Origin of the sequence: Pseudomonas sp. ADPe (assembly GCF_014843515.1) — a bacterium.
Classification (GTDB): domain Bacteria; phylum Pseudomonadota; class Gammaproteobacteria; order Pseudomonadales; family Pseudomonadaceae; genus Pseudomonas; species Pseudomonas citronellolis.
Genome location: NZ_CP062122.1, coordinates 958,011 through 973,618 on the forward strand (window position 1 = coordinate 958,011; position 15,608 = coordinate 973,618).

Below are 15,608 nucleotides of genomic sequence, written 5' to 3' on the forward strand. Positions count from 1 at the left end.
CACCTTCCCACTCGGAGTCCCCTCGATGACCGCACTCGTCCGCCAGCAGGCACACCTCACCCTCAACCTCGCCCAGCAGGCGCTGCAGGCCGCGCTCGCGCGCGCCGAGGAACTGGGCCTGCGGCTCAGCATCGCGCTGGTCGACGCCAGCGGCCTGCCGGTGCTCACCGCGCACATGGACGGCGCCGCGCAGCCGTGCCGCGAAATCGCCCTGAAGAAAGCCGGCACCGCCGCCGCCTTCGACAAACCCACCGGCGACTGGCAGGCCTACCTGGAACAGAGCGCGCCCACCGTGCGCCAGGGCCTGCCGCTGCAGACCGGGCTGGTGCTGTTCGGCGGCGGCGAGCCGCTGCGCCTGGGCGAGGTGGTCATCGGCGCGGTCGGCGTCTCCGGCGCCTCCGAAGCGCAGGACATGCTCTGCGCCCGCGCCGCCGTCGAGCGCGTGCGCCAACTGCTGGCCGACTGAGCCGCCGCTGTCAGTCCCGGACAAGTGGCCGGGCAGCCAGGGTCAAGACAGGAATGGGCGCCGCGGCCCCTAATAGGGCCATCCGCGCGGCAGCGGCCGCGCCCTTTTCCCTCCGGTTCCAGGCTGCAGTCATGATCAACATCGAGACCCCCACCTACTACACCGCGACCAAGAAATACGACCTGTCCTTCCCCTCCCTGGAGGCGGACCTGGAGGCCGACGTCGTCGTGATCGGCGGCGGCTTCTCCGGCATCAACACCGCCCTGGAGCTGGCCGAGAAGGGCATCGCCAACATCGTCGTGCTGGAGGCGCGCTACCTCGGCTTCGGCGGCACCGGGCGCAACGGCGGGCAGATCATGGCCGGCATCGGCCACGACCTGGAGAAGATCAGGAAAGACGTCGGCGAGGACGGCCTGCGGCAGATCTTCGAGATCAGCGACCTGGGCGCCGACATCATCAAGGGCCGCATCCAGAAGTACGGCATCGACGCCGACTTCTGCCACGGCTACGGCTACATGGGCTTCAACGCCCGCCAGGCGAAGACCCTGCGGGCCTGGGAGAAGGAGTTCAAGTCGCTGAACTCCACCCACGAGATCCGCTACCTGGACGGCTCCGAAGTGCGCCAGATCATCGGCTCCGACGCCTACTCCAGCGCCCTGCTGCACATGGGCGGCGGCCACGTGCACTCGCTCAACCTGCTGCTCGGCGAGGCCAAGGCCCTGGCCAGCCACGGGGTGAAGATCTTCGAGTACAGCCCGGCGCTGGACGTGACCTACGGCGAGCGCATCAGCGTGCGCACCGCCAAGGGCTCGGTGAAGGCCGGCAAGCTGCTCTGGGCCTGCGACAGCTTCCTCAACAAGCTGGAGCCGGAGCTGCACAAGAGCACCATCAACACCTACGCCTTCCAGATGATGACCGAGCCGCTGTCGGACGAACTCATCCAGCGCATCAGCCCGATCCGCGGCGCCTACAGCGACATCCGCCCGGTCATCGACTACTACCGCGTGACCCGCGAGAACCGCCTGCTGTTCGGCGCCGCCACGCCCTTCATCGAGCACATCCCGCGCGACCTCAAGGCCTGGAACCGGGCGCTGATGCTGAAGATCTTCCCCTACCTGGAAAACGTGAAGATCGACCTGGCCTGGGGCGGCCCCATGGCCTGCAGCCCCAACCTGTTCCCGCAGATCGGCGCCCTGCCCGGCCGCCCCAACGCCTTCTTCGTGCAGGGCTACTCCGGCTTCGGCGTCACCCCCAGCCACATCATCTGCAAGGTGCTGGCCGAGGGCATGAGCGAAGGCTCGGCGCGCTACGACCTGATCAGCTCGGTGCGGCGCATCCGCGTCCACGGCAAGGACCAGTTCCGCCCGCTGCTGCTCAGCGCCGGCAAGACCTGGCACCAGGTGTCCGGCTACTGGTCCGGGCGCCGCTGAACCCGCTTTCCACTCACTTGCACAGGAGCAAGCACATGGCACTCACCCCCATCAGGCAAGGCATCACCCTCGACCAACTGGACGCCTGGGGCACCGTGGCCGACCTCGGCTCGGAAATCCTCGAAGGCGAGGTCCGCGCCTTCGGCAAGATGACCGCCGGCGCCCCCACCGACCCGGTCAGCGCCGCCTACTTCGGCACCACCGGCGGCAAGTTCCGCATGACCTATCCCTTCAACGAACAGGCCACGGTGGTCAGCGGCGAGGTACGGCTGACCGACGAGGCCACCGGGCAGAGCCAGTTGTACAAGACCGGGGACAGCTGGTTCGTGACCAAGGGCACGCAGGTGCTTTGGGAGGTGTTGGGGGAGGGGTTCGTGAAGCATTACTACGCGGTGGTTTGAGGGCTGGTTCGGAAGCCTGAAGAGCACCCTCTCCCCAACCCTCGGCTGCGCGCCCCGCCCTGAAGGGAGAGGGAGCTAGCCCGTGCCGAGAGGAGGCCTGGTTTCAGCCGGAAACATTTGGCGTTGCCGGCTGACGCCAGAACATCCAACCCTGCCCAACGGTCCCCTCTCCCTTCAGGGAGAGGGTTAGGGAGAGGGAAAACAAGCTACCCTCAGGTACCTCCCCCCACCCCCACGCAGGACCCAGCCCATGCCCACCCCCGAACAAATCGGCCAACGCTGCCTGCAAGCCTTCCACCAACTGGTCCCCGCCACCCGCGCCGCCTTCTACCGCATCGACGCCGACCTGCAGGCCTGCGACTTCCAGTTGCTCGGCATGGGCCGGCAGATGCACGCCGACTACCTCGACCACTACCACCGCCTCGACCCGCTGCGCCCCGGCGCCTGCCTGGCCACCGGCCTGCCGGTGGTGCCGCTGGCGGTGGGCATGGCGCAGCAGCCCGGCGACCAGCGCGAGCGCTACCACGGCTTCCTGCGCCGGCACGGGGTGATCGACGTGGTGGAAGTCATCGCCGCCGACCGCGGCCGCCCGCTGGCCGGGCTTTCGCTGCTACGGCGCGTTGGCGAAGCGCCCTTCTCCAGCGATGAACTCGACCGCCTGCGGGCCTTGCAGGGGCTGCTGGAGCTGGCCGCCCAGGCCCTGCCCCGCAGCCACGACGCCCTCGCCCAACTCACCCCGCGCGAACGCGAGATCGCCCTGCTGCTGCGCGACGGCGCCAGCAACAAGGACCTGGCGCGCCAGCTCGGCCTGGGCCTGGCCACGGTGAAGACGCACCTCATCCACCTGTTCCGCAAGGCCGGCGTGGCCAGCCGCACCGAGCTGCTGGCGCGGCTGTTCCTGGGTCAACCATCCGGTTGATGTTCCCCGTGCGCCCCGCCGCGCAGCATGGGGGCTCCACCAACACAGGAGTCCCCCCATGACCGCTTCTTCCGACTGGATCACCGTCGGCGCCCTCGCCGAGGGTTTCGCCCCCGAGGCCTTCATCCTGCCGCGCCTGGCCGACCTCGCCGGGCAGCGCCTGGAGCTGCACTTCGCCAACGGCTGGCGCATCGAGCACCAGTTCGACGCCGAGACCACCCGCTGGCGCGCCGCCGACGGCCACTCCGCGGGCGAGGCGGCCTACCGCGCCACCTCGGTGCGCCCCGGCATCGTGCTGGTCGACTTCATCAAGCGCGAGGACGGCCAGGCCTGGTCGGTCAGCCTGGTGCTGGACCGCCACAGCCAGTCCTTCACCGCCGTGCTCGGCCAGCTGCCCGGCGCAGCCGAGACCGGCGAAGGCCTCTACGCCCGCGCCCTGGCCGGCAAGGAACTGACCGGCGTGCAGGTGCAGATCCTCCACGGCAGCCTCGACCGCCCCTGGCAGCAAGGCGCCTGCCCGCACGCGCCGAGCAGCGAACTGGTGGGCCTGCGCAACCGCTACCGCTACAGCCCCACCGAGGTCTACGAACACATCTACCTGAACGACGGCTTCTACACCTGGCAGTGCCTGGCCGGCGTCGAGGCCGGGCTGTGCGACACCGACCGCTGCCACTACTACAAGGTCGCCGAGCAGCTGTACCTGTTCGTCTGGCGCGAGAAGATCGTCCCCACCCTCGGCCTGGTGATGATCGACCTGCAGCAGCATCGCAGCGACGGCAAGATCTTCGGCTACGCCGGCAGCGGCTTCGACGAGCTGTCCAACTTCCCGGTCGCCTCCTACTGCGACGAACTCAACCGCACGGTGTACCCGTGAGCGGCCGCGTCGTCGTCATCACCGGCGCCGGCACCGGCATAGGCGCGGCCTGCGCGCGGCGCTTCGCCGAAGCCGGCGACAAGGTGGTGCTGATCGGCCGCCGCCGCGAGGCCCTGGAACAGGTCGCCGCCCGGTGCGGCGGCCTGGTGCTGGCCGGCGACGCCGCCGACGGCGAAACCTGGCAGGGCTTCGTGCAGCGCATCGAGGCGGCCTTCGGCGGCATCGACGTGCTGGTCGCCTGCGCCGGCGGCCACGGCCTGGGCGCGGCCGGCGAGACCAGCGACCAGGCCTGGCGCGACGCCCTGCGCGGCAACCTCGACAGCGCCTTCGCCAGCGCCCGCGCCTGCCTGCCATCGCTGCTGGAACGGCGCGGCAACATGGTGCTGGTGGGCTCCATCGCTTCCCTGGTGGCCGGGCCCGGCGTGTGCGGCTACACCGTCGCCAAGCACGCGCTGCTCGGGCTGATGCGCTCCCTGGCGCGGGACTATGGCCCGCGCGGTGTGCGCGTCAACGCCCTGTGCCCCGGCTGGGTGCGCACGCCCATGGCCGACGCCGAGATGCAGCCATTGATGCAGCACCATGGCGAAAGCCTGGACGCCGCCTACGCGCGGGCCACCGCCGAGGTGCCGCTGCGCCGCCCAGCCACGGCAGACGAGATCGCCGGGCTGTGCCAGTTCCTCACCAGCGAGGCGGCGGCCATCGTCACCGGCGCCTGCCTGGTGGCCGACGGCGGTGCCAGCGTGGTGGACCTGCCCACCCTCGCCTTCGAACGCATGGAGAACCAGCCATGACGCGCTTCGACTTCAGCGGCCGGCGCGTGCTGGTCACCGGCGCGGCCCAGGGCATCGGCCGCCGCATCGCCGAGGGCTTCGCCACAGCCGGCGCCTCGCTGCTGCTGCTCGACCGCCAGGAGCAGGCCGTCGCAGCCCTGGCCAGCGAACTGCGCAACCAGGGCCGCGAGGTACGGGCGCTGGCCGTGGACCTGGCCGATCCACCGGCCATCGCCACCGCCCTCGCCGGGCTCGATGGCCTGGACGTGCTGGTGCACAACGCCGCCTACTTCCCGCTGACCGATTTCGCCGCCATCACCCCACAGCTGCTGCAACGCACCCTGGCGGTGAACCTGGGCGCGCTGTTCTGGCTGACCCAGGCCGCCCTGCCGCTATTCGCCGCGCGCGGCGGCGGCTGCGTGCTGGCCACCTCCTCGGTCACAGGCAACCGGGTGGCCTACCCGGGGCTGAACCACTACGCGGCGTCCAAGGCCGGGGTCAACGGCTTCATCCGCAACGCCGCGCTGGAACTGGCGCCACGCAACATCCGCGTCAACGGCGTGGAGCCGGGGATGATCCATACCCCGGCCATGGCCAACCTGGGCGACGCAGCACTGGAAGCGCGCATCGCCGCCGGCATCCCCCTGGGCCGCCTCGGCCAGCCGGCGGACATCGCCAACGCCATGCTCTTCCTCGCCTCCGACGCCGCCGCCTACATCACCGGCCAGACGCTGGTGGTGGACGGCGGCGCCACCCTCCCGGAAAGCAGTGCCGCGCTGGCCTGAACCACCCGCCCATCCTGCATCTGCAGGATGGTGCGCGCGCGCCGCGATGCGGATACTCAGCCCCAGGCCCTGCCCTGTCGTCCCGACACCCGGCCGCTCACTGATGACTGACAACAACAACTAAAGTCGCAGCAGGGGAACCCCATGAGCAGCACCCTCGACCTGTCCTTCGGCGCCCAGCGCTTCAGCGAATTCAACGCCCTGGTCCTGGACCTCCAGCGCCTGGCCCAGGAATGCGCGCTGCCCGGCTTCCACGCCGCCGCCATGGGCCGCCTGCAGCAGTTGCTGGACTTTGACATGGCCTGGTGGGGCCGCGCGGCCCTGGTCGACGGCCTGCCGCTGGAACATAGCAGCCACCTCTACCGGCTGCCGGACAGCTACCTGGAGGACTGGCAGGCAATCCGCCACCAGGACATCACCGTCAAGCGCGTCTACGCCACGCCCGGCCACTCGGTGCGCATCGACACCCACGCCGCCGACTGCACCCCCGGCCTGCGCTGGCTGGCCGAGCGCCACGGCTTCGGCGAATTCCTCTGCATCATCCACATCGACCCGCGCACCCAGCTCAGCCTGCACCTGAGCCTGTACCGCCGCGCCGGCGCGCGCCCCTTCGACGCCAGCGAGCGCTTCCTGGTGGACCAGATGATGCCGCACCTGGTGGCCGCCGAAGGGGCCAACCAGATCCGCGCCCTGGTGGCCCTGCGCGAGCGCCTGGACGCGCCCAACCCGCTGGCCCTGGCGGTGTGCGACCGGCATGGCCTGCTGCACTATGCCGAGCGCGGCTTCGTCGAGCTGCTGCTGCGCGAATGGCCGCGCTGGACCGGCCCGCGCCTGCCGGCAGAGGTCGACCCGGCCGCCGGCTACAGCGGCCAGCACCTGCAACTGCAGGCCACCGCCGTGCACGACCTGCTGCTGCTCAGCGCCCGCCTGTGCCCGGCCATGGCCCGCCTGAGCACCCGCGAGGCCGAGGTGGCGCAGCGCTTCGGCCTGGGCAGCACCTATAAGGAAATCGCCCGCGACCTGGGCCTGGCGCCGAACACCGTGCGCCACCACATCCGCAGCATCTACAGCAAGCTCGGCGTCAACGGCAAGGCCGGCATCGCCCAGCTGCTGCACCACCCGCCCGGCTGATAGCCGGCCGCATTTCCCCCAACGCCTCCACATCCCGACGCCGCGTCCGCGCGCGGCGCCAGGGGAGGCTTTCGCCCGCCTCACCGACAGAAGAAGAAAACCACCATGAAGCTGCACCGAAGCCTTTCGCTCTGCGCCCTTGGCGCGCTGTACCTCAGCCCGGCCCAGGCCGCCGACCTCAACGCCCGCGACTTCTTTTCCGCCCCCGTGGGCACCAGCCTGGGGGTGACCTACCTGCCGCTGACGCGCTCCGACGACTACCACGGCGCGGCGGACAGCAGCGGCAAGGCCGACCTCAAGGTGAATGCCCTGGCCTATCGCCAGCTGTGGTTCAGCGACATCTGCGGGCGCCTGTGCACGCCGCAGTTCATCGTGCCCTACGCCGACATCGAGGCGCGCGGCCCCGGCGCCGCCGAACGCAGCCGCGAACGCGGGGTGGGCGACCCGCAGGTGGGCGGCACGCTGTTCTTCATCGACGAGCCGCAGACGCGCACCTACAGCGGCCTGCTGGCCCTGGTCAGCCTGCCGCTGGGCGAATACCACGCCAAGGACCCGGGCGTGTCGCCCGGCGCCAACCGCTGGGCCCTGCACCTGAACTACAACTACACCCGCGGCGTGGGCGAGAACTGGGTGCTGGAGGCCAACCTCGAAGCCCAGCTCTACGGCAACAACGACGACTACCTCGGCGCCACCCTCGAACAGAAGCCGCTGTACCGCCTGCAGGCCTTCGCCTCCTACGACTTCACCCCCGCCACCTATGCCGCGCTGCGCCTGATCGCCGCCGACGGCGGCGCCCTGCGCCTGGGCGGCCACGACATCGACGACAGCCACCAGCGCTACACCCAGGCCGGTTTCGAGGTCGGCCACTGGCTGGACAAGCGCAACCAGGTGCTGCTCGGCCTCACCCGCAATGTCTCCACCGCCAACGCGTATGCCCAGGACAACCTGCTGCTGCGCTTCGTCCACGCCTTCTGAGGTCGCCGCCATGACTGTTCCGCGCATTCCCTCGCCGGCCCTGCTGGCGGCCGTGGTGCTGTTCGCCGCCATCACCCCCGCGGTGCTGCTCACCGCTCCGGCCATCGCCAGCCAGTTGGCCGCCCAGATGCACCTGGAGCCGGCGCGCATCGGCGACCTGTTCGCCGTCGAGCTGGGCGCCATGAGCCTGGCCACCCTGCCCTCGCTGTTCTGGCTCAGGCGCGTGGACTGGCGCCTGGCCGGGCTGCTGGCGGCGCTGGGCTTCATCCTCGCCAACCTGGCCTCGGCGAACGCCGGCGGCTACCAGGCGCTGCTCGTGCTGCGCGCCCTCAGCGCCTTCTGCGGCGGCTCGCTGATGATCCTCTGCCTGTCCTGCGCCGCCGGCATGCCCAACCCCAGCCGCGCCTATGGCATCTGGGTGCTGGGCCAACTGGTGCTCGGCGCCGTCGGCCTGGCCGTGTTGCCGCGCCTGTACCAGGCCTACGGCCTGGGCGCCGGCTACCTGGCCCTGGCCGCGCTGATGCTGCTGGCGCTGCCGCTGGTGCGCGCCCTGCCGAGCGGCGCCATGGCCGCCGCCGGCCCGCGCAGGACCGTCGAGGCGCCGCGCTGGAAGATCGCCGCCGCCATCCTCGGCCTGCTCGGTTTCTACATCGCCCTGAGCGCGGTCTGGACCTTCGTCGGCGCCATCGGCGAACGCGCCGGGCTGGCCGCCACCCTCGGCGGCGAGGTGCTGGCCGTGGCCACCCTGGCCGGCATCGCCGGCGCCACCTGCGCCAGCCTGGCGGGCGAGCGCTGGCGCCGCGAGGGCCAGTTGGCCGCCGGCTTCGCGCTGATGGCCCTGGCCATCCTCCTGCTGCTCGGCGCCCCGGGCCTGGCGCGCTTCGCCCTGGCCGCCCTGCTTTTCAAGTTCACCTGGACCTACGCCCTGCCCTTCATCCTCGCCTGCCTCGCCGAGCTGGACGCCAGCGGCCGGCTGATGAGCCTGAGCAACCTGGTGATAGGCGCCGGCCTGGCTCTGGGCCCGGCCCTCGGCGGGCGGTTGATCGGCGCCGACGGCGGCTTCCACGGCCTGCTGCTGGGCGCCGCCGCGCTCACCGCGCTGTCCCTGCCGCTGATCCTCGGCAGCCGCCCGCGCGCGGCGGCCGCCACTGCGCAACCCCTATGAACACCTATGAATGGAGCCTTCCATGACCCGACGCACCGCATTCTTCTTCGATGAGCTGAGCCTCTGGCACAGCGCCAGCCAGCACGCCCTGTTCCTGCCCGTGGGCGGCTGGGTGCAGCCGCCGGCCGGCGGCGGCCATGCCGAGTCGCCGGAAAGCAAACGGCGCCTGAAGAACCTGATGGACGTTTCCGGCCTCACCCGCCAGCTGGACCTGCGCAGCGCCGAGCCGGCCAGCGAGCAGGACCTGCTGCGCGTCCACCCGGAGCACTACCTGCAGCGCTTCAAGGCCCTGAGCGACGCCGGCGGCGGCGAGCTGGGCGACCACGCGCCCATCGGCCCGGGCAGCTACGAGATCGCCCGGCTCTCCGCCGGCATGGCCATGGTCGCGGTGGACTGCGTGCTGCGCGGCGAGGCGGACAACGCCTACTCGCTGTCGCGCCCGCCGGGCCACCACTGCCTGGCCGACCAGGCCATGGGCTTCTGCATGCTGGCGAACATCCCCATTGCCATCGAGGCGGCCAGGGCGCGGCACGGCATCGAGCGGGTGGCGGTGGTGGACTGGGACGTGCACCACGGCAACGGCACCCAGGCCATCTACGAGGAGCGCGGCGACGTGCTGAGCGTCTCGCTGCACCAGGAGAACTGCTTCCCGCCCGGCTACGGCGGCGTCGCCGATCGCGGCCGCGGCGCCGGCCTGGGCGCCAACCTGAACGTCCCGCTGCCCGCCGGCAGCGGCCACGACGCCTACCTGCAGGCGCTGGACGAAATCGTCCTGCCGGCCCTGCGGCGCTTCCGCCCGCAACTGATCATCGTCGCCTGCGGCTACGACGCCAACGCCGTAGACCCGCTGGCGCGCATGCTGCTGCACAGCGGCTCGTTCCGCGCCATGACCGCGCGCCTGCGCGAGGCCGCCGAGCAGCTCTGCGACGGGCGCCTGGTGCTGGTCCACGAGGGCGGCTACGCCGAAGCCTACGTGCCCTTCTGCGGCCTGGCGGTGCTGGAGGAACTGAGCGGTATCCGCACCGCGGTGGAAGACCCGCTGCTGGAATTCCTCGGCCTGCAGCAACCGGGCAGCGAGGTGGCGGCCTTCCTCCGCCAGCGCGTGCGGGACCTGGCGCGGCAACTGGCGCCCTGAGCCATCGGCGGCCGGCGCACCCGCGGCGGCCGCCGATCCGTTTGTCCAGGCGTGGAAGAAAGCCCGGCGAACCCGTGGTCCAATCCAGGAGAAGGCCGGGCATCCGTGCCGGCCGACGAAGAACTGGAGGCCACGCCATGAGCACCCTGACCATCGAAGGTTGGTACAAGCCCGACCCCGACGCCAAGTCCATGCCCATCGAGGACATCCACTTCTACCTCAGCGGCACCGACCGCCGGCACCTGGAAGACGCCGAGGAAGAACTGCAGCGCACCCACGAGCGCGAGGCCTGGGTGGACGTCGACATGAGCACCCTGGAACTGGACCTGCCCGAGGGCTACGGCCCGCTGTCCGACTGCCGGATGCGCGTCTACCTGGACCAGGAGGAACGCGGCCACTTCCACCTGGTGGGCCACCGCGCCAGCGACGGCAGCCTGATCTACAGCAACGCCGTGCTCATCGACCAGCTGCTCTGACTCAGGCCACGCTCAGGGCGCTGGCCCGGTAGTCCTTGGGCGAGCGCTCGAAGTGCTTCTTGAAGGCGCGGCTGAAGTGCGCCGAGTCGGTGAAGCCCCATTTGTAGGCGATGGTGGTGATCGACTCGCCGCGCAGGATGGGGTTGGCCAGGTCGTCGGCGCTGCGCTGCAGGCGCGCGCGCTGGATGTAGCGGCAGACGCTGTCGCCCTGCTCCTCGAACAGGCGGTACAGGTGGCGCACCGAGATGTTCAGGCGCTGCGCCAGGCCCTGGGGGTTCAGGCCCGGCTGGGTGAGGGATTCGTCGATGACCTTCTGCACGTAGCTGCGCAGGTTGCCGCCCTGCAGCGCCTCGCTGCCGGGCGCCTCGCCGTGGCTGCCGAGGGCCGTGGGCAGGAGCGCGATGAAGGCGTTCTCCAGGGCCTCGCTTTCGGCGCCGGCGGGGTTCGAGCCGGACTCGCGGCACAGCTGGTCCACCAGCAGGTGCAACATGCGCCCGCTGGCGCAGGCGGCGGAGACCTTGCCGAACTTGCTGTGCCCGGGCAGCACCTTGTCCAGCGCCGCGCGCGGCAGGTGCAGGGAGGCGTGCTCGATGAGGCCGAAGGGGGTGATCTCGCAGCTGCCCACCGAATCCATCAGCAGCAGCTCGCCGGGGGCCAGTTGGATGTCCACGCCGTTCTGGCTGACCTGGGAGAAGCCGCTGCGCTGGCTGATCAGGAAGCAGTGGCGGTCGTCGTCCTGGTCCGCATTGAGGCGCTTGCGGGCGATCAGCCCGGCATTGGTGCGCAGGTGCGCCATGGTCAGGCCGGAGTGCGATTGCGCGTGGATCTCGCCGATGAACAGCGAACGGCTGAAGGCCAGCTGCGTCTCGAACTGACCGCAGATGGAGCGCAGCGCCGCGCTCCAGCCTTCCAGCCCGACCTGGGCGGCATGATGGGCTTGCATACGCACCTCCGTGGGGTGGCGTTGTTGTTGTCGCGAAACAGTTAACATGTTATCGAAATGCTCGCAACGAATTTCTGACAGCCGTTTCCTATGCAGCTGGCATGCCAGTGGGCGTGGATAACCTGTAAACGAACGCTGCGCTCAGAGCTCGCCGAGCAGGCGCCCCAGGTGGAACAGCGCACGCAGCAGGTGGTCGCGCTGTTCGCGCTCCAGGCGCAGGTAGCGGCGGAAGCTGGGCAGGCGGTTGACCACCTCGCTGGCGGCCATATGCTCCAGGCGGATGCGCCAGCGCCCGGCGCCGAATTCCAGTTCCAGGCGCTTGAAGTCCAGCGGCGGCAGCGCCCGTTGCAGGTGCTCGTCGGCCGCCAGGCGCTCGGCCAGGCGCGCGCCCAGGGCCGGGTCGCCGGCACGCTGGCGGCATTCCACGCCCTGGCGCCGCAGCACACCCTGGTGGCGCAGCTCGAAGCGCGCCTCGCCGGCGTGCGCCGCCGGCCCTTCGACGACGAACTCGGTGAGCACCAGGTGCATGAGGAACTGCGCCTGGGGCCGCTCGCGCAGCTCGAAGACCAACCCGCCGTCCACCGTGCTGAAGCGCCCGGCGCCGGGCTCCAGCGCTTCGAAGGCCAGGCCGCCGAGGTTGCGCCGGGCCTGCGCCAGGGTCACCCCCGGGCGGTAGCCCGAGGGCGGCCGGCGCAGCCAGTCAGACAGCCTTGGAAGCATGGCCGTAGAACTCGCTGGAATGGATGCCGGGCTCGGCGCGGAACTCCTTCTCCAGCACCTCTTCCACCGGCACCGGGCGGAACGGGTTGACCTTCTGCACCAGCAGGGTCCAGACCAGCGCGTAGGCGGCGGTGAGGCCGAGCATCACGGCGAAGGGCACGTAGATGTCGGCGGGGTTCATGCCCGGCGGGGTGATGTACCACATGCCGATGAGGATGCCGACGCTGGAGACGATCTGCGGCAGCGGGAACAGCGGCGAGCGGTAAGCCCGCGGCAGGTCCGGGCGGCGGATGCGCAGCAGCACCACGGAGAGGGTCACCAGCAGGTAGGCGGTGCTCCAGGCGCAGACCGCGGCCAGCACCAGGTTCATGATGTGGTCGGTGTTGCCGCGCAGCCACAGGGCGTGCAGGCAGGGGATCAGCACCGCCACCAAGATGCACAGCACCGGCGTCTTGAAGCGCGGCTGCAGGTAGGCGAAGCACTTGGGCAGCGCGCCGTCCACGGCCATGCCGTACATGATGCGCGGCACCCCGGCCATCAGGGTGTTGATGGTGGCGGCGCCGGCGAACAGGAAACCCACGCCCAGCCACAGCGGGCCGACCTGGCCCATCACCTGCTCGGCGAAGCGCGGGATGGCCATGGGCGTGTCCAGCAGGTGCACGCCGGCGGCCGGGTCGAGCAGCACGTTCTCCACCTGGCGCTTCATCGCCGCGCCGTAGATGAACATGCACGAGGCCACGCCGAACAGGCCCAGGGCCATGGCCCGCGGCATCACCTTGGCCGAGTTGCGCAAATCCGGCGCCAGCGGGGTGACGAACTCGCAACCGACGAACATGAACATGGCCATGCCCACCAGCGAGAGGATGGTCTGCAGGTCGGTGCCCACCAGCGAGGCGCCGAACCAGCCGTCCAGCTGCACCGCCGGGGCGGCCAGCAGGCCGAGCACGCCGAACACCATCAGGGTGCTCCACATGCCGAAGGTCAGCACCACCTCGGCGCGGCCGAAGGCGTTGACGCCGAACACGTTGAGGATGCCGAACACCACCACGAAGCCCACGCCCAGCAGCCAGGAGCCGCCGGCGGACTCGGCCAGGGTGTTGAGGTGCTCGAAGTTCACCAGCGCCATCACCCCGGAAAGGATGGTCTCGGCGGTGCCGGCGAAGACGTGGACGATCAGGTAGGCGGCGATGGTCCCGGTGATGGCGAAGAAGCGCCCCATGCCGCAGGAGATGTAGTCGTACACCGAGCCGCTGGTGGGCAGGATCGAGGCCGCCTCGGCGAAGGTGGTGGACTGCGCCAGCATCATCAGCACGGCGATCACCATGGCCGCGGCGAAGGCGCTGCCGCCGATGCCGAAGCCCATGGTGGCGGTGAGGATGACCGGGCTGGCCATGATCAGGCCGATGGTGCTGGCCAGGGCGGTGGGAAAACCGACAGTGCCGCGCTTGAGGTGCGCGTCGAGCTGCTGCTGGATGGACATGGTGGTGGGCCTCTAAGCAAATGTTCTGGTTTGTTGTGGCTTAGGCAGGGGCGGCACGATGGGGCCTGGCCGACACTCTGCGCCCGGCGCCTGCTGGCGTCTTGCCCAGGCTTGCCGGCGGACTTGTCCATGGCTGCCAGGGCGGCAGTGAGGGTCATGCCCGCCTGGCAGGCTCGGACAAGCCGCCGGCGCGCGCCGCGGCTAGCCTGGGCCATCGACCATCGCAGCCCAGGAGTTGCCCATGTCCAGCCCGCTGATCCCGATCCTCCCGGAGGTGCAGGCCTACCTCGCCCGCGCCCACGCCTCCTTCATCGACGGCGAACAGCGCACGCCGCGCGGCGACGCCCGCCGCACCCTGCGCAACCCCGCCGACGACAGCCCCCTGGCCGAAGTGCGCCTGGCCGACCTGGAGCAGGTCGACGCCTGCGTGCAGTCGGCCCACCGCGCCTTCCGTTCCGGCATCTGGAGCGGCCTGGCGCCGAGCGAGCGCGAGCGCCTGCTGCTGCGCTTCGCCGAGCTGGTGGAGCGCCACACCGAGGAACTGGCGCAACTGGAAAGCCTGGAACAGGGCAAGTCGATCCACATCGCCCGGGCCATCGAGGTCGGCGCCTCCCTCGGCTACGTGCGCTACATGGCCGGCTGGGCCACCAAGATCGAGGGGCAGACGCTGGACGTGTCCATCCCGATGCCGGCCGGCGCGCGCTTTTCCGCCTACACCCGGCGCGAACCGGTGGGCGTGGTGGCCGGCATAGTGCCGTGGAACTTCCCGCTGATGATCGCCCTGTGGAAGGTCATGCCGGCCCTGGCCTGCGGCTGCGCCATCGTCATCAAGCCGGCCGACGAGACGCCGCTGACCGCCCTGCGCGTGGCCGAGCTGGCCATCGAGGCGGGCATCCCCGCCGGCGTCTTCAACGTCCTGCTCGGCGGCGCCGAAGCCGGCGCGGCGCTGGTGGCGCACCCGCTGCTGAACAAGGTGTCCTTCACCGGCTCCACCGCGGTGGGCAAGCTGGTGGGCGGCGCGGCCCTGCAGAACATGACGCGCTTCACCCTCGAACTGGGCGGCAAGAACCCCATGCTGGTGCTGCCCGACGCCGACCTGGACAAGGCCATCGCCGGCGCCATCGGCGGCGGCCTGCTGAACCAGGGCCAGGTCTGCGCGGCGGCCTCGCGGCTGTTCGTCCACGCCAGCCGCCACGCCGAGTTCGTCGAGCGCCTGGGCGAACAGCTGGGCAAGCTGAGCATCGGCCCGGGCCTGGACCCGCAGGCCCAGATCAACCCGCTGGTCTCGCGCCGCCAGCAGGACAGCGTGCTGCGCCACCTGGCCCTGGCCCGGGAACAGGGCGCGCAGTTCATCTGCGGCGGCAACCGCCCGGACCTGCCCGGCTACTACGTCGAACCGACGGTGCTGGCCGGGGTGAACGCCGGCATGGCCTGCGCCCGCGAGGAAATCTTCGGCCCGGTGCTCTCGGTGCTGAGCTACGACGACCTCGACGCCGCCGTGGCGCAGATCAACGACAACCCCTACGGCCTGGCGGCAAGCATCTGGAGCAACGACCTGGGCCGGGTGATGGACCTGATCCCGCGGATCGAGGCGGGCACGGTGTGGGTCAACAACCACGTGCCGGTGGACCCCAACCTGCCGTTCGGCGGCTACAAGCAGTCGGGGCTGGGACGGGAGTTCGGACGGGCGGCGATCGAGGGGTTCACGGAGGGGAAGTCGGTTTGTATTGCGTATTGAGATGAGGGGGAGTTTGCCGGGGATATTAGTGTCTTGGGTTGACTCCGCTCCCTCTCCCTAACCCTCTCCCTGAAGGGAGAGGGGACCGTTCGGCGTGCGTTGGTATTCCACAGTTAGCCGGCAAGCACGAGGTATCCGGCATAGGCCATTCTCCCCTCTGGCACGGACAAGCCCCCTCTCCCTTCAGGGAGAGGGCTGGG

General features: G+C 70.5%; 16 protein-coding genes. 13 read left to right on the plus strand and 3 right to left on the minus strand.

The window, feature by feature from the left end; translation table 11 throughout:
* Positions 1–25 precede the first annotated feature (25 nt).
* From IG194_RS04355 to IG194_RS04410, 12 genes are all read left to right on the plus strand, one after another.
* A complete protein-coding gene (locus IG194_RS04355; RefSeq protein WP_064987636.1) occupies positions 26–466 on the plus strand; it encodes a GlcG/HbpS family heme-binding protein in 441 nt (146 codons plus the stop codon).
* Positions 467–597: 131 nt separating this feature from the next.
* Entirely contained in the window at positions 598–1,896 is a 1,299-nt protein-coding gene (locus tag IG194_RS04360; RefSeq protein ID WP_058490565.1) for an NAD(P)/FAD-dependent oxidoreductase, read from the plus strand.
* A 35-nt stretch (positions 1,897–1,931) separates the two neighbouring features.
* The gene (locus tag IG194_RS04365) at positions 1,932–2,297 is read left to right on the plus strand and encodes a cupin domain-containing protein (RefSeq protein WP_058490567.1); all 366 of its coding nucleotides are present in this window, start codon (positions 1,932–1,934) and stop codon (positions 2,295–2,297) included.
* 250 nt (positions 2,298–2,547) lie between these two features.
* A complete protein-coding gene (locus tag IG194_RS04370; RefSeq protein WP_058490569.1) occupies positions 2,548–3,216 on the plus strand; it encodes a helix-turn-helix transcriptional regulator in 669 nt (222 codons plus the stop codon).
* Between the two features lie 58 nt (positions 3,217–3,274).
* A complete protein-coding gene (locus tag IG194_RS04375) occupies positions 3,275–4,090 on the plus strand; it encodes a molybdenum cofactor biosynthesis F family protein (RefSeq protein ID WP_058490571.1) in 816 nt (271 codons plus the stop codon).
* Positions 4,087–4,881, plus strand: a complete 795-nt coding sequence (locus IG194_RS04380; RefSeq protein ID WP_058490573.1) for an SDR family NAD(P)-dependent oxidoreductase — start codon at positions 4,087–4,089, stop codon at positions 4,879–4,881. The genes IG194_RS04375 and IG194_RS04380 overlap by 4 nt, the downstream gene beginning before the upstream one ends.
* Positions 4,878–5,645 (plus strand): SDR family oxidoreductase, encoded by a 768-nt coding sequence (locus IG194_RS04385; RefSeq protein WP_058490575.1) that lies wholly within the window; start codon positions 4,878–4,880, stop codon positions 5,643–5,645. Before IG194_RS04380 ends, IG194_RS04385 begins: the two co-directional genes overlap by 4 nt.
* A gap of 144 nt (positions 5,646–5,789) precedes the next feature.
* The gene (locus tag IG194_RS04390) at positions 5,790–6,776 is read left to right on the plus strand and encodes a response regulator transcription factor (RefSeq protein ID WP_043314774.1); all 987 of its coding nucleotides are present in this window, start codon (positions 5,790–5,792) and stop codon (positions 6,774–6,776) included.
* A gap of 105 nt (positions 6,777–6,881) precedes the next feature.
* A complete protein-coding gene (locus tag IG194_RS04395) occupies positions 6,882–7,751 on the plus strand; it encodes a transporter (protein WP_058490577.1) in 870 nt (289 codons plus the stop codon).
* A 10-nt stretch (positions 7,752–7,761) separates the two neighbouring features.
* Positions 7,762–8,916, plus strand: a complete 1,155-nt coding sequence (locus tag IG194_RS04400; protein WP_058490579.1) for an MFS transporter — start codon at positions 7,762–7,764, stop codon at positions 8,914–8,916.
* A 22-nt stretch (positions 8,917–8,938) separates the two neighbouring features.
* A complete protein-coding gene (locus tag IG194_RS04405; RefSeq protein ID WP_058490581.1) occupies positions 8,939–10,051 on the plus strand; it encodes a class II histone deacetylase in 1,113 nt (370 codons plus the stop codon).
* Between the two features lie 137 nt (positions 10,052–10,188).
* A complete protein-coding gene (locus tag IG194_RS04410) occupies positions 10,189–10,527 on the plus strand; it encodes a hypothetical protein (protein ID WP_009621654.1) in 339 nt (112 codons plus the stop codon).
* Position 10,528: 1 nt separating this feature from the next.
* Here the strand turns inward: IG194_RS04410 and feaR are convergent, their stop codons facing one another.
* From feaR to IG194_RS04425, 3 genes are all read right to left on the minus strand, one after another.
* The gene (gene feaR, locus IG194_RS04415) at positions 10,529–11,470 is read right to left on the minus strand and encodes a transcriptional regulator FeaR (protein WP_058490583.1); all 942 of its coding nucleotides are present in this window, start codon (positions 11,468–11,470) and stop codon (positions 10,529–10,531) included.
* A 141-nt stretch (positions 11,471–11,611) separates the two neighbouring features.
* Positions 11,612–12,190, minus strand: coding sequence for a DUF3156 family protein (locus IG194_RS04420; protein WP_058490585.1), 579 nt, complete (start codon positions 12,188–12,190; stop codon positions 11,612–11,614).
* A complete protein-coding gene (locus IG194_RS04425; protein WP_043314781.1) occupies positions 12,171–13,670 on the minus strand; it encodes an APC family permease in 1,500 nt (499 codons plus the stop codon). The genes IG194_RS04420 and IG194_RS04425 overlap by 20 nt, the downstream gene beginning before the upstream one ends.
* Positions 13,671–13,911: 241 nt before the next feature.
* Between IG194_RS04425 and IG194_RS04430 the strand changes: the two genes are divergently transcribed.
* Complete coding sequence (locus IG194_RS04430; RefSeq protein ID WP_058490587.1) at positions 13,912–15,408, plus strand: aldehyde dehydrogenase family protein; 1,497 nt, start codon at positions 13,912–13,914, stop codon at positions 15,406–15,408.
* The last annotated feature ends 200 nt before the right edge of the window (positions 15,409–15,608 follow it).